The 19,770-nt window shown below is 34.3% G+C and carries 16 protein-coding genes and 3 pseudogenes; 13 read left to right on the forward strand and 6 right to left on the reverse strand.

Annotated elements, in window-relative coordinates; all coding sequences use genetic code 11:
- Positions 1-216 precede the first annotated feature (216 nt).
- Positions 217-1,674, forward strand: a pseudogene (locus IGK72_RS00265) (bifunctional metallophosphatase/5'-nucleotidase); the annotation flags it as partial.
- Positions 1,675-1,728: 54 nt separating this feature from the next.
- Here the strand turns inward: IGK72_RS00265 and IGK72_RS00270 are convergent.
- A protein-coding gene (locus IGK72_RS00270; RefSeq protein WP_010713561.1) for an IS6-like element IS1216 family transposase occupies positions 1,729-2,411 on the reverse strand; the annotation gives its coding sequence in 2 pieces (ribosomal slippage) (positions 1,729-2,385 and positions 2,388-2,411; 681 coding nt in all).
- Positions 2,412-2,552: 141 nt separating this feature from the next.
- On the opposite strand from IGK72_RS00270, the gene bsh reads away from it, so the two are divergent.
- Positions 2,553-3,527 (forward strand): choloylglycine hydrolase, encoded by a 975-nt coding sequence (gene bsh / locus IGK72_RS00275; protein WP_002355428.1) that lies wholly within the window; start codon positions 2,553-2,555, stop codon positions 3,525-3,527.
- 443 nt (positions 3,528-3,970) lie between these two features.
- The gene (locus IGK72_RS00280) at positions 3,971-4,165 is read left to right on the forward strand and encodes a hypothetical protein (RefSeq protein ID WP_002358658.1); all 195 of its coding nucleotides are present in this window, start codon (positions 3,971-3,973) and stop codon (positions 4,163-4,165) included.
- 12 nt (positions 4,166-4,177) lie between these two features.
- On the opposite strand, the gene IGK72_RS00285 is transcribed toward IGK72_RS00280, so the two are convergent.
- The gene (locus IGK72_RS00285) at positions 4,178-4,807 is read right to left on the reverse strand and encodes an IS6 family transposase (protein WP_002358659.1); all 630 of its coding nucleotides are present in this window, start codon (positions 4,805-4,807) and stop codon (positions 4,178-4,180) included.
- A gap of 31 nt (positions 4,808-4,838) precedes the next feature.
- Positions 4,839-5,024 carry a hypothetical protein gene (locus tag IGK72_RS00290; RefSeq protein WP_002358660.1) on the reverse strand — a complete coding sequence of 62 codons (186 nt, stop codon included), beginning with the start codon at positions 5,022-5,024 and terminating at the stop codon, positions 4,839-4,841.
- Positions 5,025-5,053: 29 nt separating this feature from the next.
- On the opposite strand from IGK72_RS00290, the gene IGK72_RS00295 reads away from it, so the two are divergent.
- From IGK72_RS00295 to IGK72_RS00305, 3 genes are all read left to right on the forward strand, one after another.
- Entirely contained in the window at positions 5,054-5,383 is a 330-nt protein-coding gene (locus IGK72_RS00295) for an LPXTG cell wall anchor domain-containing protein (protein WP_002358661.1), read from the forward strand.
- Positions 5,384-5,510: 127 nt separating this feature from the next.
- The gene (locus IGK72_RS00300) at positions 5,511-6,449 is read left to right on the forward strand and encodes a 2-dehydropantoate 2-reductase (protein WP_002335374.1); all 939 of its coding nucleotides are present in this window, start codon (positions 5,511-5,513) and stop codon (positions 6,447-6,449) included.
- 25 nt (positions 6,450-6,474) lie between these two features.
- Positions 6,475-7,512: a PTS sugar transporter subunit IIC gene (locus IGK72_RS00305; protein WP_002362381.1), complete on the forward strand. Its 1,038-nt coding sequence runs from the start codon at positions 6,475-6,477 to the stop codon at positions 7,510-7,512.
- 304 nt (positions 7,513-7,816) lie between these two features.
- On the opposite strand, the pseudogene IGK72_RS00310 reads toward IGK72_RS00305, so the two are convergent.
- A pseudogene (locus IGK72_RS00310) lies at positions 7,817-8,702 on the reverse strand (IS256 family transposase); the annotation flags it as partial.
- Between the two features lie 159 nt (positions 8,703-8,861).
- Between IGK72_RS00310 and IGK72_RS00315 the strand changes: the two are divergent.
- The 4 genes from IGK72_RS00315 (at position 8,862) to IGK72_RS00330 (ending at position 14,458) form a co-directional block, all read left to right on the forward strand.
- A complete protein-coding gene (locus tag IGK72_RS00315) occupies positions 8,862-9,134 on the forward strand; it encodes a DUF3892 domain-containing protein (protein WP_002358664.1) in 273 nt (90 codons plus the stop codon).
- A gap of 1,068 nt (positions 9,135-10,202) precedes the next feature.
- The gene (locus IGK72_RS00320; RefSeq protein WP_171903211.1) at positions 10,203-11,018 is read left to right on the forward strand and encodes a PRD domain-containing protein; all 816 of its coding nucleotides are present in this window, start codon (positions 10,203-10,205) and stop codon (positions 11,016-11,018) included.
- An 86-nt stretch (positions 11,019-11,104) separates the two neighbouring features.
- Positions 11,105-12,976: a beta-glucoside-specific PTS transporter subunit IIABC gene (locus IGK72_RS00325; protein ID WP_070416031.1), complete on the forward strand. Its 1,872-nt coding sequence runs from the start codon at positions 11,105-11,107 to the stop codon at positions 12,974-12,976.
- Between the two features lie 21 nt (positions 12,977-12,997).
- The gene (locus tag IGK72_RS00330) at positions 12,998-14,458 is read left to right on the forward strand and encodes a glycoside hydrolase family 1 protein (RefSeq protein ID WP_002358669.1); all 1,461 of its coding nucleotides are present in this window, start codon (positions 12,998-13,000) and stop codon (positions 14,456-14,458) included.
- A 201-nt stretch (positions 14,459-14,659) separates the two neighbouring features.
- On the opposite strand, the pseudogene IGK72_RS00335 reads toward IGK72_RS00330, so the two are convergent.
- Positions 14,660-14,983, reverse strand: a pseudogene (locus IGK72_RS00335) (DUF3955 domain-containing protein); the annotation flags it as partial.
- Between the two features lie 391 nt (positions 14,984-15,374).
- Between IGK72_RS00335 and IGK72_RS00340 the strand changes: the two are divergent.
- Positions 15,375-17,243, forward strand: a complete 1,869-nt coding sequence (locus IGK72_RS00340) for a MucBP domain-containing protein (protein ID WP_070416030.1) — start codon at positions 15,375-15,377, stop codon at positions 17,241-17,243.
- 187 nt (positions 17,244-17,430) lie between these two features.
- Here the strand turns inward: IGK72_RS00340 and IGK72_RS00345 are convergent, their stop codons facing one another.
- Entirely contained in the window at positions 17,431-18,300 is an 870-nt protein-coding gene (locus IGK72_RS00345) for a helix-turn-helix domain-containing protein (protein ID WP_002382837.1), read from the reverse strand.
- Positions 18,301-18,389: 89 nt separating this feature from the next.
- Between IGK72_RS00345 and IGK72_RS00350 the strand changes: the two genes are divergently transcribed.
- Positions 18,390-19,289 (forward strand): MFS transporter, encoded by a 900-nt coding sequence (locus IGK72_RS00350; RefSeq protein ID WP_002397635.1) that lies wholly within the window; start codon positions 18,390-18,392, stop codon positions 19,287-19,289.
- Positions 19,290-19,366: 77 nt separating this feature from the next.
- On the forward strand, positions 19,367-19,627 hold the full coding sequence (locus IGK72_RS00355; RefSeq protein ID WP_253182198.1) for a hypothetical protein: 261 nt from the start codon (positions 19,367-19,369) through the stop codon (positions 19,625-19,627).
- Positions 19,628-19,770 lie beyond the last annotated feature (143 nt).

The raw sequence follows: 19,770 nt of genomic DNA on the forward strand, positions 1-19,770 counted from the left end.
TTACTATTTTTTTCACAAACAAATCCGCTGTATTGTCCAAAAATAAAAACAATTTACAGGAAAAACATCTTATTTTAACGGAATTTACTGTTTTTTATTTAACGGATATATTATGATAGGAAAAGAAGAGCAGCGTTATGGGGGAAGGCTCTTTTTGTTGTTTGTTACTTTGACAATTGTTTGTTGCAAATGGGTTGAAACACAAGGAGGAAATTTGTGAAAAAGTTGAGCTTTAAAAAAGTGAAGTGGGGCATGCATTTTTTAATGGCTGTTGCGTTGATAGCGCCAAGCGTTACTAGTACGGCATATGCAGTAGAAACAACGAGTCAACAAAGTTCAGAAGCAGTAACAAGTACCACCGATTCAAGTAGAAAACAAGAACCAGTCATCACACAGGAAACAACAGACATCAAACAAGAAGCACCAAATCAGGCTACGAGTGACAGTGTCAAGCAGTCACAAGAAACCACGGCACCAGCAGAAACGACGAATTTAGAAACGTCAACCGCTGAAAAAGAAGAAACGAGCACGCCACAAAAAATAACAATTTTAGGTACGTCAGATGTTCATGGTCAATTATGAAATTGGTCTTATGAAGATGATAAAGAATTACCAGTTGGTTTGTCCCAAGTAAGTACAGTTGTCAACCAAGTCAGGGCACAAAACCCAGCAGGCACCGTTTTAATTGATAATGGCGACAATATTCAAGGCACTATTTTAACAGATGACTTGTATAATAAAGCGCCTTTAGTGAATGAAAAGACCCATCCAATGATTACCGCCATGAATGTGATGAAGTATGATGCAATGGTTTTGGGAAATCATGAGTTTAATTTTGGTTTACCGTTAATCAAAAAAATTCAACAAGAAGCCACTTTTCCAATCTTGTCTGCGAATACCTACAATAAGGAAGATGGTCGTCGTTTTGTTGAAGGGACTACCACGAAGGAACTTGATTTTAATCAAGATGGGCAGCCAGATTTAAAAGTTGGGATTATCGGCTTAACAATCCCGCACATTCCTTTGTGGGATGGCCCTCGTGTTACTTCGCTTAATTTTTTACCTTTGAAAGAAGAAGCAGAAAAAGCAGTTGCTGAGTTGAAAACTAACGATCAGGCTGACATTATTGTTGCTTCGATTCATGCGGGACAACAAAATAGTGATCCGGCTGCCAGTGCCGACCAAGTAATTGAAAATGTCGCGGGGATTGATGCGTATATTCTAGGTCATGACCACCTTTCTTTTACCAAACAAGGAGCAGCGCCGAATGGAAAAACTGTACCGGTAGGGGGACCGAAAGATACGGGGACAGAAGTTGTCAAAATTGATCTTTCAGTTGCTAAAAATGCCGATAAGTGGGAAGTGCAAGAAGGTACAGCAACGATTGTACCAACAACGAATGTTCCAGCAGATGAAGCAGTTAAGGCAGCGACAAAAGAATACCATGAAAAAACGCGAGCGTTTATTCAGGAGGAGATCGGCACAGCAACAGCTGATTTTTTACCAAAACAAGAAATTAAAGGAATTCCCGAAGCACAATTACAACCAACAGCGATGATTTCTTTAATTAATAACGTTCAAAAAGAAGTAACAGGCGCACAATTAAGTGCGGCAGCGCTGTTTAAATACGACAGTAAATTACCTGCGGGGAAGATTTCCTATGCTACGATTTTTGGTTCTGTTGCAAAGTTTTAAATAAAGAATAAAATCCCTTACGGTATCTATGATTTAAGCTGGGATTCCCAATAATACCTTGATTTCAGTACAGACCGAAAACCCGAAGAGAGTACCTTCTTTTCGGGTTTTCTTATATAATCCTCGAATGGCTTCCATGCCTTTAATCGTGGTAGAGGCAGTGCGTAAACTTCGATAGAATTTATTGCGTCTCTTTACTGGACGATGGTCTTGTTCAATCAAATTATTCAGGTATTTAATGGTACGATGTTCTGTCCCTTGATAAAAGCCGTATTCTTTTAGTTTCTTAAAGGCACTTGTAATAGAGGGGGCTTTATCTGTGACTACAACCTTCGGTTCATCAAACTGCTTCACTAACCGCTTAAGAAAAGCATAGGCTGCTTGTGTGTCCCGTTTTTTACGTAACCAAATATCCAAGGTTAAACCATCTGCATCGATGGCTCGATACAAATAATGCCATTTTCCTTTAATTTTGATGTACGTTTCATCCATTTTCCATGAATAAAAGGATTGTTTATTTTTCTTTTTCCAAATTTGATAGAGTAGTTTGCCATATTCTTGCACCCAACGATAAATCGTCGTATGAGAAACGTTAATGCCACGATCATATAAGATTTCTTGAACTTCACGATAGCTAAGGTTATAACGAAGATAGTAGCCCACGGCTACAATAATCACATCCTGCTGAAATTTTGCTTTCCTTTAAAATGATTCACCGTCATTCCTCCTGCTATCTTTTTCTATTATTCTACCTTATTTGATAGTAGATTTAAAACTTTGCAACAGAACCATTTGATAAAAAAGAGTATTGGGTGTACTATTTTAGTGACTGAATTAGTATATAGGAGGAATTGATTATGTGTACAGCAATTACTTATGTATCAAAAGATCATTACTTTGGAAGGAATTTTGATTATGAAATTTCTTATAATGAGGTGGTTACTATTACGCCGAGAAATTATAAGTTTTCATTTCGAGAAGTTGGAAATTTAGATCATCATTTTGCAATAATTGGAATTGCTGCTGGGATTGCTGATTATCCGCTTTATTATGATGCAATAAATGAAAAAGGATTAGGAATGGCTGGATTAAACTTTTCAGGCTATGCAGATTATAAAAAAATTGAAGAAGGAAAAGAAAATGTTTCTCCATTTGAGTTTATTCCTTGGGTATTGGGCCAATGCTCTACTGTAGATGAAGCAAAAAAATTATTGAAGAATCTTAATTTAGTAAATATTAATTTTAGTGATGAACTTCCGTTATCCCCTCTCCATTGGCTGTTGGCTGATAAAGAGCAATCTATTGTGGTTGAAAGCACGAAAGAAGGCTTACGTGTATTTGATAATCCTGTAGGCGTATTAACAAATAACCCAACATTTGATTACCAATTATTTAATTTAAACAATTATCGTGTACTTTCAACTAGAACTCCAAAAAATAATTTTTCAGATCAAATAGAGTTAGATATTTATAGTAGAGGAATGGGTGGTATTGGGTTGCCAGGAGATTTATCATCAGTATCTAGATTTGTAAAAGCAACTTTTACTAAGTTAAATTCTGTATCAAGAAGTTCAGAATATGAAAGTATTAGCCAATTTTTTCATATTTTAAGTTCTGTCGAACAACAAAAAGGATTGTGTGATGTTGGTGATGAAAAATATGAGTATACGATTTATTCTTCATGTTGTAACCTGGAAAAGGGAATTTATTACTATCGTACGTATGACAATAGTCAAATTACTGCTGTGGATATGAATAAGGAAAATTTAGAGAAGGATAGCTTAATTGTTTATCCAATGGTGGAAACACAACAAATTAACTATGCTAATTAATTTGTTGTAATTCTTGTTTTTATAAGTATTTTCGAAATGAGTTTAAATAAACGGGAATAATAGAAGAGTAGATTTAAGTTATTGATAACTACTAGGTAATTGATGATAAATTAAACAAATTAGATGCTTTAAGGAAAGATGACAAAAAAAGTACAGTATTACATGAAAAAGTGGATTTTTGAGAAAAAAAGGGTTTAACAATTAATATCAAAAACAACTATTCTTATAAAACGAATAGTTGTTTTTTTGTATTCATATTTTCTATAAAAAAATGAATAGTAAACGCTTGTAATTTTTTAATAAGAAGAATAGCTTGTTATAAGAGTAACTACGATTGTCCGCATAATTTTTTTGAAGTGTAAAAAAAATATAGAGTTATAAATGTGATAGGTGTATTAGTATTTATTTAAAAGACTAAAAAATGTGAAGGAGTTTGAATCGAAATGAAAAAAGTATGTGCTATTTTAATGATTTCTGCGTCAGTTTTAGGAATGGTGCCCAGTAATGTACCAATTTTTACAGCAGAAATAAATTATGCGCATGAAAATGAATTACAAATGAATCCGTTTGTTATAGCGTTTGTCGATAAAGTGAAGGGTTCTGTTGCAAAGTTTGAAAATCAAACGCGCCCTCTCTGAACTCCAAATATCTTAGGCTGGTATTCCCATTAATACCTTGATTTCAGTAGACACCGAAAAGCCGAAGAGCGTTCCATTTCTTCGGTTCTTTTTATATATTCCTCGAATGGTCTCCATGCCCTTAATCGTGGAAGAGGCTGTACGGAGACTTTGATAAAATTTATTCCGTCGTTTAATAGGTCGATGGTCTTGTTCTATTAAATTGTTAAGATACTTCACAGTTCGGTGCTCTGTCTTAGTATATAAACCCACACTCTGTAACTTTCTAAAGGCGGAGCCAAGAGAAGGTGCTTTATCGGTCACAATTGCTTGCGTATCCCGTTTCTTTCGTAACCAGATATCTAAGGTTAAGCCGTCCGCATCAATTGCACGATAAAGATAATGCCAACGTCCCTTAATTTTGATATAGGTTTCGTCCATTTTCCATGAATAGAAGGATTGTCTATTTTTCTTCTTCCAAAGATCATAGAGGACTTTGCTGTACTCTTGCACCCAACGATAAATCGTAGTATGACAAACATTTATTCCACGATCATATAACAATTCCTGAACTTCACGATAGCTTAGATTGTAACGCAGGTAGTAACCAACAGCGACAATAATGACGTCTTTTTTGAATTGTTTGCCTTTAAAATGATTCATTACTCTGTCTTCTCTGTCTTTTTTCTCAATTTTACACTAAAATAGATTTTTTGGAAAACTTTGCAACAGAACCTTTTTTTGCAATAGAATTACTAATGGGAAAACAAATTAATGCGATAACCAGACCGATAGCAATTTCGTGAAAAATAATTGTTATTAAGAATAAAACTATACTAGATATGAATAAACTTAAAACATGTATTTTATCTTCTTTCATAGGATCCTCCCGTTATTGTCATACAATAGTTGTTTGATTTATATTTTAAATTATCAATAAAAGAAAAGCTAGGAAAAAAGCATTCAAACGAAAACCCAGTTAATACAGATACAGGCGTTGTGATTGTCGCAGTTGAAGATAGTAAACCGATTATTCAATTAGCAGACGGAACAACAAAGAAAGTTGAAGCTAAAGAAATTGGAGCAGACGTTCAAAAAGACGGAACAGTAACGGTTAAAGGTTCAGACGGAAGAATGAAAGTTTTACCAAAAACAGGAGAAACAGAAAATATTGCATTGTCTGTCCTAGGTTCATTAATGGTATTAGGATCAGCATTCATTTTTAAAAAGAGAATCTAATTAAGTATTTATAAAAGCATGGTCGCAAGTTTTACACTCTCCTACTTGAAGTTTCCGAATGAAAACTCTATAATGAGAAATGTGAAAATGTTCACTTATTATAAATTAAGTTTGGAGGCTTTTATTTATGAAAATTGCAATTGCAGGGGCCGGCGCGATGGGTTCCCGGTTCGGACTGATGTTGAAACAAGGTGGTAACGATGTTTTGCTAATCGACGGCTGGCAGGAGCATATCAATGCCATCAAAGAAAACGGATTGAAGGCTAATTATAATGGCGAAGAAATTACTGTTAAAGTCCCAATTGTTAATCAGAATGAGGTGCCCACTGGTGAGCAATTTGATTTGATTATCTTATTCACGAAGGCAATGCAGTTGGAAAAAATGCTGCAGGATGTTAAACCATTAATTGCTGATCACACAGAAGTTTTGTGTCTTTTAAACGGTATCGGTCATGAAGACGTAATCGAAAAATTCGTACCGATGGAAAAAATCTTTATCGGCAACACCATGTGGACTGCTGGTCTAGAAGGTCCCGGCAAGGCTAAATTATTTGGCAGCGGGTCTGTTGAATTGCAAAATCTAGGTATTGGCCAAGAAGAATCAGCGAAAAAATTGGCGGAAACTTTGTCCGCGTCTGGTTTAAATGCCAAATATTCCGACAACATTCATTATTCAATTTATCGTAAAGCTTGTGTCAATGGTACGATGAATGGCTTATGCACGATTTTAGACGTCAATATGGCGGGGCTTGGTGCAACCAAACCTGCTCATGACATGGTAGTGACTATTGTTAACGAATTTGCAGCTGTTGCTGCCAAAGAAAACGTCAACTTAGACATTCCCGAAGTAATCGAACATGTAGAAACTTGTTTTGACCCGACTACGATTGGTATGCATTTCCCATCGATGCACCAAGACTTGATAAAAAATAACCGTTTGACCGAGATTGACTACATCAACGGAGCCATTTCTCGTAAAGGTAAAAAATATGGAGTAGTAACTCCTTACTGTGATTTCTTAACGCAACTGGTTCATAGTAAAGAAGAAATTCTAGGAGCAAAATAGTAATCATTAGAAAGAGGATGAGAAAATGGAAGAAAAATTAACTCCAAAAATATTTTTAAATAAAGTATTAGCGGGTACCGCAACGGGGATCATCGTAGGGTTGATTCCTAACGCGGTATTGGCAGCAATTTTGAAATTATTTGGTGAAAATACCTTAGCAGTAACGATCACACAAATGGCAGTTATTTTCCAACTAGCTACTCCACTATTGATTGGCGCTTTGATTGCGGTGCAGTTTGGCTTCAAACCAATGCAAATGTTAGTAGTTGCCGGTGCAGCTTTCGTTGGCTCCGGTGTTGTGAAATTCAATCCTGACACAGCTACTTATATCGGTGCTGGTACCGGAGACATCATCAATACCATGATTACTGCATCAATCGCTGTCGGCATGATCTTGTTGATCGGCGAAAAATTTGGGTCCGTGGCAATTGTTGCAACACCAATCGTTGTTGGTATCGGCGCTGGTCTAATCGGCTATTATTTATATCCTTACGTAACCAAGATTACTGCCGCTATCGGTGACTTAATTAATACCTTTACTACTTTGCAACCAATTTTGATGTCAATCTTGATTGCATGTTCCTTTGCTTTCTTGATTATCTCACCGATCTCTACAGTTGCCATTGGTATGGCAATTCAATTGAACGGTGTTTCTGCTGGTGCAGCCGCTATGGGTGTTGCCGCAACAACAGTTGTCTTGGTAGTTAACTCTTGGAAAGTCAACAAACCAGGGGTTACTTTGGCCATCGCATTGGGTGCTATGAAAATGATGATGCCAAACTTGTTTAGGAAACCAATTATCTTGGTGCCATGTCTATTCACCGCTATCATCTCAGCAATTCCAGTAGCGTTATTCTCAGTCTCAGGGACTCCTGCTTCTGCTGGTTTCGGTTTGGTAGGGTTGGTAGGTCCGTTGGCTTCATTGGACGCCGGTTTGAGTATTATTCTAATATTAATCAGCTGGTTTGTTGTACCAATCGTAGCTGCTTTCGTAGGTCAAATCTTATTTGAAAAAATCTTGAAATTGTATGATCGTAAAGATGTTTTCGAATTTTTAGGATAGTCAACTAGAAAAAGTGTGAGCCTTGTGCTCACGCTTTTTTGTGCAATTGAAGTTGGTGAATCTCAGCGAAAAGAGAAAGGTACCTTAAATAGTGTGTTTCTGGTCAATAGCACAATGAAATATCTAAATACATTATGAACTGCTTTTCGTTTTATGAAGAGCAGTTTGTGCTATTTGAGAAATTGCTCAATTTAATCATTAAGTAGTTTCATCAATGGTGACTATGCTACTGCAATTCTTGTTGTACCAACCGGGAGCGTCAATAATTTTGTGTAAATAACTCGTCCTTCTGCAAAATAATGGGTTACTCAGTAAACATTGAAGCTAATGTATCCGTCACTTGTTGGAAGCCTTTATGGCTTCTATTTAAGAATTTTTGATTGTATGTATCAAAGATGGATACTAGGAAACGCTCTAGTGATTCTTCATTTTGAAACTGCTCTTTTCTGCGGCTGTATTTCTTGATTTGTTTATTGAAAGATTCGATTAAATTAGTTGAGTAAATGCTTCGGCGGATACCAGGCGGAAACTCATAAAAAGTCAATAAATCTTGATTTTTTATCAGTGACTGCGTCACTTTAGGATAAGTTTTCTGCCACTTCTCAATCATACTCCCTAAAAAGGTATTTGCCTCTTCCTTTGAGCTAGCTTGATAAACAGCCTTAAAATCATCACAGATTTCTTTTCGATCTTTGACACGTACTTTATGAGCAATATTACGGGAAACGTGAACACAGCAATGTTGGTATTTAGCTTTAGGATAAATCTGGTGAATCGTATCTTTCATGCCTTTTAAGCCATCGGTAATAAACAGTAAGACATCATGAACCCCTCTGGAGTAAATGTCCTGTAACAACTCATTCCAAACGTAGGTCGATTCAGTCGGAGCAATCGCATAACTTAGTACTTCTTTAGTGCCGTCTTCTCGTATACCAATGGCAATATAGATTGCTTCTTTGGAGACGGTTTGCCGTTTTAAAGGAATATAAGTAGCATCCATGAAAATAGCGACATACTTATCATTTAGAGTTCTAACTTTAAATGCATTTACTTCTTCAGTCTGCGATTTCCGACATGGTAATACCTTTTCGGAAGAGGTGAATGACGGTCTCCTCTAAGGTATCATTCGTCCGTCTATAAGCAGGAACAGTCTGTTGCTTGAACTCGCCGTTGCGGTCGCGCGGAATTCTGTGAATGTGTTGTGGTAACTCTATTCTACAGAAGGGACTTCCTTTTTTCTATTTACACAAAATATTTTACACTCTCTTAAAATATCCACATTTTTAAACTTTGTTATTTCAATTATGTAGTGTATTATTGATATATAAAACAGGAGGGAATGTTGTATAATGGCCAGAGCTACAAGAATTAGGATGAATGATTCAAAAGGTTTTTCAAATGATGTTACAGAAATTAAAGATATTTATTTGACTGGTGTCAAAAAACCCGCATATTACTCAAAAGAATCAATTTATGATTTTATAAAAGGCGGAAATACTGTTGATGTTAACATTCCTCCATATCCTAAATTAATCCTTGCAATGAGAAATGGACAGCGATATGTTCGATCTGAACCGAATGATACACCAAATGATAATTTGCTAAAATTGCCTAGAGATTAATTTTCATGACTACGGTTAATCACGTAGTCTTTTTTCATTTTAATGATTAATAGTACTAACCTAAGAAGATTTAAATACCTTTAAAAAGCAGAAACATTAGTGGGATGTCATTTATTCAAACAATAAATAATTTGAGTGCTAATATTTTTAAAGATTCTATTATAAAATATGAGATAGCTTAATTATAATAATTTAGTTTACATAAGAGCGCTTAGCCTAAGTAGTAGTTATACCCAGCGATAGAAGTACTTGATTTGTGAAAAGGCGTTGGTATAATTAGTAGCCTTAGTTGTAGCAACACTTTTGGTCTTTAATATATTGCGAAATAGAATCAATTAAATATCAAATGATTATATAATCATTTGATATTTAATTGATAATTATAGATAAGCGATATTTATTAACCAAAGGAGTTTTCTATGAATAGAAATAAAAATCTTTTCATTTATATAGGTATAATTTTTCTACTTGGAATTTTTGGTATCATATTATTCAGAGGGACTATGTTTTCTTATCAGAAAAATGTAAGTAATTTTTCTGTAATTCATCCAAATTCTATAAATAATTTGCGTGAAGGAAGCATTATTTATATTGGTAGAAAAACTTGCCCTACTTGTGTTTCGTTTGTCCCTAAATTAACTGATACCATAGGGAAAAAAAGAATATGGCTCCTATACTAGAAATACGGACAGATTGTTCGCTATAATCTAGTAAAGGAGCCCCTGAGACATATCTAAATAAACGGTAGGAACAGACGATTTCCCATGCTTCGAGGATCGGAGTTAAACACTTCTGTCCAATCCTCACTAATCGTATACTGTCCAAAACATTTAGGTAAATACAGGTTGAATGTACTATGTTGTACCCAATATTTCCTTGTAATAGGTGGAATGTAAGGGTTGACATTTAAAAATTTATATAGTAACATGGGTTCACAGATGCAGGAGTGTTACTGATCCATAGTCAGGCACCACCAAGTTAAAAAACGAAGTGATTCTTAAGTTATTCATGAAAGAAGCTTGGTTTTAGGATTTGGTGTTTTTTTTTGTCTTTCAGGAGGTGAGAATAATGATCGTAGTAAAAACACTGAATAATAATATTGTTTTAGTTCAAGATCAAATGGGAAATGAAAAAGTTTTATTTGGTACAGGAATAGGGTTTAAAAAGAGACAAGGGGATTCAATCGATGAAAGTTTAATTAGCAAGATTTTTACTCCGAATGCAGAGGAACAAACGGATCATAAAATTGACAATTTTCAACCTGAAATTCTAAGCGTTTCTGCTAGAATTATTGAATCAGGTGAACTAATTCTAAATCAAAAATTCGGTACAGGCCTACTATTTTCTTTAGCAGATCACCTGACATTTTCAATATATTCTATCCAAGAAAATGATAATCCTATCAAGTGGGAAGTTCCTCATTTATACTATAAGGAATATCAAATAGGTAAAAAAGCATTGGAAATTGTTCAAAACGAAATGGGCGTAACCTTACTGCCAGAAGAAGCTTCTTTTATTGCTCTGCATTTTGTCAATGCACAAATCGATCAGCCAAATATGGTCGATACCTTACAAATTACTGAGGTTATCAAAAAAATTGTTAAAAGTGTGCAGACAATCTTTGACACTATTCTGGATAAAACGACTGCCGATTATTCACGATTTATTACTCATATTCGTTATTTCATTATTCGACAAAAAAATAGTCAAGAATCTTTAAAAATGGATAAACAGATTAGAGAACTTATTCAAGAAAGGTATATGAAAAGTTATGCTTGCGGACTGATTATTAAAGAGATGCTAGAGAGGGACTATCAGTGGAAAATCTCAGAAGATGAATTGGTTTACTTAGTGATTCATATTGAAAGAATTAAAACAAAATAACATAAAGGTGTGTTATCTGAACAGAGCATAAGCCTAAACGGAATTTTTTCGTTTGGGCTTTTTCTCGTTCTTAGGAGGGAAAGAATATGGAAAATCAACTGTTAGCGCAACAAATAATTACTCTCATAGGTGGGAGCGAAAATATTTCTCAAAATTGGCATTGTATTACACGTTTGAGATTTAATCTGTTGGATGATGCAAAGGTTAACATGAAAGAAATTAATCAATTAAATGGGGTGATAGGCAGTCAGTTTAGTGGAGGTCAATATCAAATAATCATCGGTGCTAAAGTAGCAGAGGTCTTTCAGGAAATTGATAAGCAATTAGCGAACTCAAATAAAGAAAAGACAACGGATAACAAGAAAAAAATGAATGTCTTAGATACTATTTTTGATGTCATTAGCGGTATTTTTACCCCTTTAATGCCCGCAATTATTGGTTCTGGTTTAATTAAAGGGTTGATGGCTCTGTTTGTCGTTTTTGGCTGGTTGTCTGTGGAAAGTTCATCATATGCAGTATTAAATGTATTATCTGATGGAGTCTTTTATTTCTTGCCATTTTTAGTAGCTATGACTGCAGCGCGTAAATTTAAGACCAAAGAATCATTAGCAGTGGCTTTAGCGGGAATGTTAATGTATCCAACATTAGTAAATGGTGCAGCAGATGGTGCAAGCCCACTATCAATGTTTGGACTATCGATTCCATTAAATAACTATTCTTCTACTGTACTGCCTATTATTTTAGGTGTTTTGTTATTGAGCGTTGTGAATAAATGGATGGATAAAATTGTTCCTAAAACGGTTAATATTGTATTTAGTCCAATGTTATCGTTATTGATTACAGCACCGATTTTATTAGCATTCGTTGCTCCGCTAGGTAATTTTTTAGGTAAATATTTGGAACAAATCTTTACAACTTTATTTAATGTCACAGGACCGTTAGCAGGACTGTTAATGGGAGGACTAATGCCTCTAATTGTTTTGACAGGAATGCACTATGCTTTTTTCCCTGGAACATTTGCCAGTCTTCAAAAGTTTGGGTATGACATTATGTTGCTACCGATGAATTTGGTCGCCAATAGTGCACAAGCTGGGGCTGTTTTAGGGGTCTCTCTCAAATCAAAAAGGGCAGAAACCAAGTCTTTGGCATTTTCAACGTTTATTCCAGCAGTCTTTGGCATTACTGAACCTGCAATTTATGGAGTTACTTTACGCTTGAAAAAACCTTTCTATGCTTCTTTAATTGGAGGCGGGGTCGGCGGAACAATTTTTGGTTTTTTAGCTGTAAAAGCAACCGCATTTTCAATTCCTGGTATTACAGCATTACCAACCTATATTATGAAAAACTCCAATAATTTTATTTATGCTGTGATCGGTTACATTGCAAGTTTTGTTGTTTCTTTCGTTTTGACTATGCTTTGGGGATTTGAAGAAGATGAAAAGGAGGAAACAACGGATAAAAAGACATCTAGTCTAAAGTCAATTCCACAAGAATCGAACCAACCTATTGAGATTTTTTCGCCTATGAAAGGGAGTTTAATTCCTTTAGAAGCTGTTTCTGATGAGACTTTTTCTAGTGGAATGATGGGAAAAGGGGTAGCAATTAAACCATTAGGGGATACGATCTATGCTCCTTTTGATGGTGAGATCACCATGACCACTCCAACAAATCATGCGATCGGGTTGCGTTCGGTTAAGGGGGCGGAAGTGTTGATTCATGTAGGGATCGATACGGTAAATTTACAAGGAAAATATTTTGAGCGATTTGTTTCAGAGGGAGAAACGATAAACAAAGGGCAACCTTTGCTTAGGTACAACCTGAAAGAAATTGTTGATAAAGGGTACGATGAAACAACAATGGTTATTGTCACTAATAGTGCAGAATTTCTAGATATTATTATTACAGGCGATGAAAATGTAGAATCAAAAACATCAAGATTAATGATGTGTATTCAATAAATAAAAAAGGAGAAATAAAGTATGAACGCAAATCAAGGATTTAAAAAGGGATTTTTATGGGGCGGCGCTACAGCGGCCAATCAAATTGAAGGAGCCTATTTAGAGGGAGGAAAAGGATTGTCTACTTCCGACTTTGCAGCATATAAAGATCCTTATGCTTCTGGGACGGTGAACAATTTTACGTTTAATGTTACGTCAAGTGAATTAGAAGAGTATACAAAGCATTCTGAGAAGTATCTATTTCCAAAACGTTGGGGGATTGATTTTTATCACCATTATAAAGAAGATATTGCGTTGTTTGCTGAGATGGGGTTTAAGTGTTTCAGACTATCGATTTCATGGGCGCGAATTTTTCCTACTGGTTTAGAAAATGAACCGAATGAAGAAGGATTAGCATTTTATGATGCGGTCTTTGATGAGTGCGCTAAGTATGGTATCGAACCTCTAGTAACAATGTCTCACTATGAAATGCCAATTGAGTTAACCAAAAAATATAATGGCTGGATTAGCCGAGAACTGGTCTCTTTATTTGAAAAATATGCAAAAGTTATTTTAGAAAGATACAAAAACAAAGTCCGTTATTGGATTACATTTAATGAAATGAATATGAATTTAAACAGTTTATACACTGGAGCTGGAGTTCTGGAAGATTTGGTGGAAAATTCGTTAGAAGCTGCTTACCAAGCATCTCATCATCAGTTTTTGGCTAGTGCATTAGCTGTAAAAGCGGCGAAAGCAATTGTCCCTAATGTTGAAATTGGCTGTATGATCAATCAAATCGAAGCATATGCTCATACGACGAAGCCAGAAGATCAGTTACAGGCAGTAAAATCTAATCAACTGAATATGTTCTATCCAGATGTTCAAGCGCGTGGCTATTATCCAAGTTATATTTACAGTTATTTTGCTGAAAATAATTTGACAATTGATATTGAACCAGAAGATGCTGAAATTTTAAAAAACGGTACAGTAGACTTTGTTGCGATCAGTTACTATATGTCTCACGTGGCTGAAGCAAGAGAGGATGCATCTAAGTTAGCGGGAACATTTGACAGTCCAATTAAAAATGAGTATTTAGAGTTATCACAGTGGGATTGGCCAATCGATCCAATTGGGTTGAGAATTTCTTTAATTAAGTTGTATGATCGTTTTCAAAAACCATTATTTGTATGTGAAAATGGATTGGGAGCAAAGGATGTATTAACCGAAGATAAGAAGATTCATGATGATTATCGAATTGACTACATGAGTAAGCATGTTCAGCAAATGCGTGAAGCAGTGAAAGAAGGCGTTGATTTGATGGGGTATACTCCTTGGGGGTGCATTGACTTAATTAGTTGTGGGACATCGCAAATGTCAAAACGATATGGGTTTATTTATGTCGATCAAGATGACACAGGAAAAGGCAGTTTAGAGCGTTATCGCAAAGATTCATTCTACTGGTATAAAGAAGTGATTGCTTCTAACGGAGAAAAAGTATAAGTCCTGAAAAGTAGCAAGAAGAAAAAGAAAAATGACTTTGAAAAAATATAGGTAGGAAAATTTTTTATCTCATACGTAAAGCGATTGGGACAAACATCCATGAGAGCGATCGATCTCATGAGTGTTTGTCCCAAATCCTTTTTGCCTATGTTTTTGATAGAAAAAATTCGATTAGATCAAACGTTTTTTCCGCTCTTTTATTTATTTTGTTTGCTCTGCCTTTATCCGAACAAGCTCTATGATAAATCTAATCCCTGTGACTAAAAAGACAATCATTCCCGCAAAAAGGAAAAGAAATCCAATCGGTAAAAGGTAAAAATTTTCGTGTAAAATGCCAGCTGCATCAACATATTCTACTGAATTCATTTTGATGAAAAAACAGGCAAAACCAAAAAATAGTAGAAAACTCCCAATCAATGTGGTAATCATATTTAGTTTTGCTCGTCTTGTCTTACTGCCATCCTGGATTAACTTTTCAGTCATATTATTCACATTACTTCCTCCTAAAATCAATTCATCAAGCGAAGTGCGTCTTCTTTTTGTTAATGGATAAACGTATGATCTAATTTATATTCATTGATCCACCCCGTTCTCTCATTTTTCACTTTTAACAGCTATTTAGAATTTCTTTCGACTTTTTTGTTCGGAGTATTGACATAGGAGCCATTTGCCATTTAACAACAAATTATTTTGCCACTTAAAAAGAAAAGTGACAGATGCATTTTCAACTAAAAACAATTGAGGTCAGAAACTTAAAAGTTTTTGACTTTTTCTTTATATATTTAGAACAATCTTTTGTAAATTATGGGTATACTTTAATTTAGGGGATAATAGTGATATTCAAATAAATTACTACTATCTTAAAGTTATTATGTCTATTGCTCTTTATGTTGTTTTTTAAGGTAGTTTTTATAATTTGAAAAAATTTCTTAATTTGTGTATATTCTATGTAATTAGGGTTAAAAACAAAATAAAATATAATTTCAAGGAGGAAGAAATGATAAAAAAAATACTTTTCGGAGTAGTATGTATTTTTGCGTTTGGGGGAATGGCAATCACTGCATTTGCAGATGATACTCTGCCTATCTATGGTTCACGTATTTGGTTTGATTTAAATGGCAATGGAATACAAGACCAAAATGAACCGTCAGCACCTGCTATTCATTTTGATAAACTAGCCTTTACAAATAAGGATTTGACGGTAGGATTTGATTATCCAGGAAATAATCATTTGAATGCTGGATCTACTACAACCCCTATTAATTCTGCTACAGCTGTTATTGAGCCTAAGTCAGCATGGGTAAAGCAGAATTTAAATAAAGATTGGTCGGAAATAACAGATAAAGCTATGGAAACAGATGATTGGACGGAGTACGAAAGTGTTTCAAAGCAATTTTCTGATGCTAATCCGCTTATGGATAATGCAGAAGTACCATACAGAACAGGTTTTGGGAACCTAAATTTAGCTAACTGGATTGCTCAAAATGTACCCGAAGATAGCTCATACATTAATTACATTTACATTAATCCTAGTCAACTACCAAAATGGTTAACTATTACTGAATCCAATAAAGCAAGTATTGTTAATAGTTCACAATTTTCAGCAGATGGTTTCTATTACTTTGATAATAAAGCTCCTCTCCAAACAGTCAGTGGTTACTACAATTTAGATGGAACATTTACTGAAAGTAATGATACTCAAAATCCGTATGTTCACAGTTATGCAATAGCAAATCTAGGATTAATTCCTCATGCTTCTATAAAACTTGATATGACAACAGAACAAAAAATAAGTAATCCAAATAAAGAAATTACTGTAACCTACACAGTTAAAAATGACGGTACGAGTGATCTTGAAAACATAACTTTATCCGATATCGATTTTCCAGCATTTAATTTGAAAAGTGGAGAAGAAAAGACTTTTAGTGTGGCACAAATACCTAATCAGCAAGGAATTATAAATACAACTGTGCAAGGAGATCTTAATTATTACTATGATCAAGTTTACTTAAACCCCGATACAGGAGAGACTTCAACCACTCCACAAAAACCCATGCATCTATTGACAGTTAATGATGATAAACAGGTAACGGTGACTTACCCGACTACAAAACAGTCAACAATAACAATTCGTTATATGGATGAAGAGGGAAATCAATTAATTGATCCTATTACTAAGACAGATATTGTAGGTAAGGAGTATTCTACTGAGCAAAAAACATTTGACGGTTATCAATTTGAAAAGTTAACAGGAAATGCTTCTGGTGTATTTACAGAGAGTGATCAAGAGATCGTTTATGTATATAAGAAAATTGTAACTCCTCCTGTAAAACAATCAACGATAACAGTTCGTTATATGGATGAAGAGGGAAATCAATTAATTGATCCTATTACTAAGACAGACATTGTAGGTAAGGAGTATTCTACTGAGCAAAAAACATTTGACGGTTATCAATTTGAAAAGTTAACGGGAAATGCTTCTGGTGTATTTACAGAGAATGATCAAGAGATAGTTTACGTATATAAAAAAATTGATGTGTTAAAAGAAGAGAATAAAGCTCAAATTAACAAAACATCGAATACTGAATTTAAAGAAGAAAATAAGGTAAATGATAGCGTTAAAATGGACAATACTTCTACAGGAAAAAAGATTGATAAATCTTTGCCTAGAACAGGATTTAATAATAATTTAGTATTAAATACATTGGGTTCGGCTTTGCTTGTAGTTAGTTTTGTTGGTTTTACTGTTGTATTTGTTATTAAAAGGCTAAAGCAAGACAAATAAGGGATTAATAATTTTTTTAATTACAAACAACGTAATAGTACCCCAAGTATTAGATACCATGTCTAATTATTTGGGGTATTTTTTTACGACTATACAAAAAAATCCAATACTAATTCTAGAACATTGAATATCAAGGTAGTGCTATACTCTTCAAAAAATTCGATTTTTTAAATTAGTTCTTATCTACTTAATTGACAATAGAGGTATGATTTTTAAAAAAAATTTCTAGTTCTGTTGCGTATTGGGACAAACCAGTAAGTGTTAAAACTTTGTAGATAGCTGTTAATTCTTCCATAGGAATCTGCTTATTTTGTCTGGCTAATAGCAATAAAGTAAAGTAGTGACCAAGAGTTTTTTGAAAAAAATTCTCTGGAAAAGAGGTTTCTCTATTGATGAATTCAAGATAGTTAGAAGCTAATTTATCTTGATTTGATTCAATACATATACTAATAAAGTTTAAGAGAATTGTTAAAATAATACATCGATTAGAAAGCGTATAAGAAGTAAGTTCTTTTTTTAAGATACTGTTAATGAATAATTGATTACTTTCAATAGTATAAACTCGGAGTGCATTTCCATAAACAGATAATTTTAATTTATTCCAAGTTGGTAGCGTGAATAAATAGTTTTGTAATAATTGTTTAGTATCAGGAGGCATAGAAATTAAACTATCGGAGAGCCCAGCAATTGATAAATCGAGGAGTGCTAAAAGTAATGCTTTTTGTTTTTTTGACATCACTTGATTATGATCAACCGATTTTTTTAAGCGGTGTAATTTAGGTATATCTTGTTTTAAGTGAGCCTCACTCCATGCTAAATGAATTAATTGTTCATAAGAGATGTCTGTGGCACCTTTTTTTTCAAGTGAAATAAAAAAATCTATTACATCGATTTTGTTTTGTTTCAAAATAGATAGTAAATCCTCAGCTGCAATCTTATGATACCCCTTTTCAACCTTGGCATAATAGGAAGTTGAAAGAATGGGTTGGCACATTTCACTTTGTGTTAGGCCCCGATTTTTTCGTTCGATTTTCAGTTGTTTTCCAATAGTGTTCATAAAGTTCCTCCTTTTTAGTCAAATACGACAATTTCCCTGTTGTTTTTTCCTTTTTTCTTATAATAACTGCTAGGAGGGGGAGAAATCAAATGAATGTTTTCAGAAAAAATAAAATTTTTCGTCAACTCTCGTTGGCAAATGTTTTATCTATTGCAGGAGATTCGTTATTTTATTTGGCACTAGTTACGTACGCTAGTCAGTTAAAACAATATTCTCTAATTATTTCAATTATTGCTTTATTAGAAACACTACCTAATTTACTAGAAAGTCTTTCAGGTTACTTTTCAGATCAGACAAAGTATCGTTTTCAATGGCTTATAGTGAGTGGGTTTATTCGTGGGATACTATATTGTTTTGTAGGTATTTTGTTTGCCAGTTCATGGCAAGCATGGCTTATTATCTGTGTGACAATTAGTATTAATTTTGTGTCTGATTGTTTTGGAACATTCAGCAACAGTTTAAGAATTCCGATTATTCGTAGAATTTGTACAAATGACGAGTTAGAGGAAGCGTTGGGCTTAACTAACAGTTTTGGTCAAATCATTCGTTTTATTGCACAATTTTTAGGGGCGGCACTGCTAGCACTTGTTTCATACTCTGGACTAGCGTATCTTAATGCAATAAGTTTTTTCTTAGTCAGTGTGATTTTTTTGTTTATTCAAAAATCTATGGATACCTCTTCTGTTGCAACAAATGAAGAAGATGGCGCAAGGAAGAAAATAGAAAGACAATCGTATTGGCATTCTTTGAAAAAGGCAATCAATCAAATCAGATATCAACCCAAGCTATTTCAAATGGTTTTTCAAGTGGGAATTATCAATGGCTTATTGGCTGCATTTTTACCGTTATTACAAATCATATTCGTAGAAAAAACAAAAATGATCATTGGTAACTATAGCTTTACCGTTGCGTTAACTGGAGCAGTACTAACACTTTCTTTAGCCATGGGAGTCTGTTTGGAGTACCTTTATTTAAAAAAGTTCAGTTAGCTACTGTTGTTTTATGCTTGAATCTTTTTATTATCATTTTTCTAATTAGTTGTTTTTATGAGAATTTTGTTGTTATTTTGAGTGGATTGGCCATTATTGGCTTTTTGGTTGGTGTAAGTACGCCCAAATTGTCTGGCTGGTTAATGACTTCTGTAGGTTCCCAACAATTAGCTATTTCTGTTGGGTTAATTAATTCTATCTTGGTGATGATGGCGCCATTGGTTATGAGTATTTTTTCTTTGATTTCTAGTTTTCATAGAATACAGGCTTTGATTATTTATTTATTGTTATTAAGTGGTGGTTGTTTAATGCTATCTTATATAACTAACAGAAAATGAACTTTCTCGGCTAACCGTATACAAAATAAAAAAACGATTCGTTTTTATGTCCATATACCCCCTATTATTAAGACAAATAGTATAGTGAGCTTATTATATTGTAGGATATCTATCAAAATAATTTGAGGAATAATGCTAAATAA

The organism is Enterococcus sp. DIV0183 (genome assembly GCF_050541505.1).
In the GTDB taxonomy this organism is placed as follows: Bacteria; Bacillota; Bacilli; order Lactobacillales; family Enterococcaceae; genus Enterococcus; species Enterococcus faecalis.

What these genes read in the sequence shown, in the direction of transcription:
- IGK72_RS00280 (WP_002358658.1), top strand. Translation starts at nt 3,971, where the DNA reads ATGAAAAAAGTATGTGCTATTTTAATGATTTCTGCGTCAGTTTTAGGA.
- IGK72_RS00285 (WP_002358659.1), bottom strand. Translation starts at nt 4,807, where the DNA reads ATGAATCATTTTAAAGGCAAACAATTCAAAAAAGACGTCATTATTGTC.
- IGK72_RS00325 (WP_070416031.1), top strand. Translation starts at nt 11,105, where the DNA reads ATGGAAAATCAACTGTTAGCGCAACAAATAATTACTCTCATAGGTGGG.
- bsh (WP_002355428.1), top strand. Translation starts at nt 2,553, where the DNA reads ATGTGTACAGCAATTACTTATGTATCAAAAGATCATTACTTTGGAAGG.
- IGK72_RS00300 (WP_002335374.1), top strand. Translation starts at nt 5,511, where the DNA reads ATGAAAATTGCAATTGCAGGGGCCGGCGCGATGGGTTCCCGGTTCGGA.
- IGK72_RS00350 (WP_002397635.1), top strand. Translation starts at nt 18,390, where the DNA reads ATGAATGTTTTCAGAAAAAATAAAATTTTTCGTCAACTCTCGTTGGCA.
- IGK72_RS00315 (WP_002358664.1), top strand. Translation starts at nt 8,862, where the DNA reads ATGGCCAGAGCTACAAGAATTAGGATGAATGATTCAAAAGGTTTTTCA.
- IGK72_RS00305 (WP_002362381.1), top strand. Translation starts at nt 6,475, where the DNA reads ATGGAAGAAAAATTAACTCCAAAAATATTTTTAAATAAAGTATTAGCG.
- IGK72_RS00330 (WP_002358669.1), top strand. Translation starts at nt 12,998, where the DNA reads ATGAACGCAAATCAAGGATTTAAAAAGGGATTTTTATGGGGCGGCGCT.
- IGK72_RS00290 (WP_002358660.1), bottom strand. Translation starts at nt 5,024, where the DNA reads ATGAAAGAAGATAAAATACATGTTTTAAGTTTATTCATATCTAGTATA.
- IGK72_RS00345 (WP_002382837.1), bottom strand. Translation starts at nt 18,300, where the DNA reads ATGAACACTATTGGAAAACAACTGAAAATCGAACGAAAAAATCGGGGC.
- IGK72_RS00320 (WP_171903211.1), top strand. Translation starts at nt 10,203, where the DNA reads ATGATCGTAGTAAAAACACTGAATAATAATATTGTTTTAGTTCAAGAT.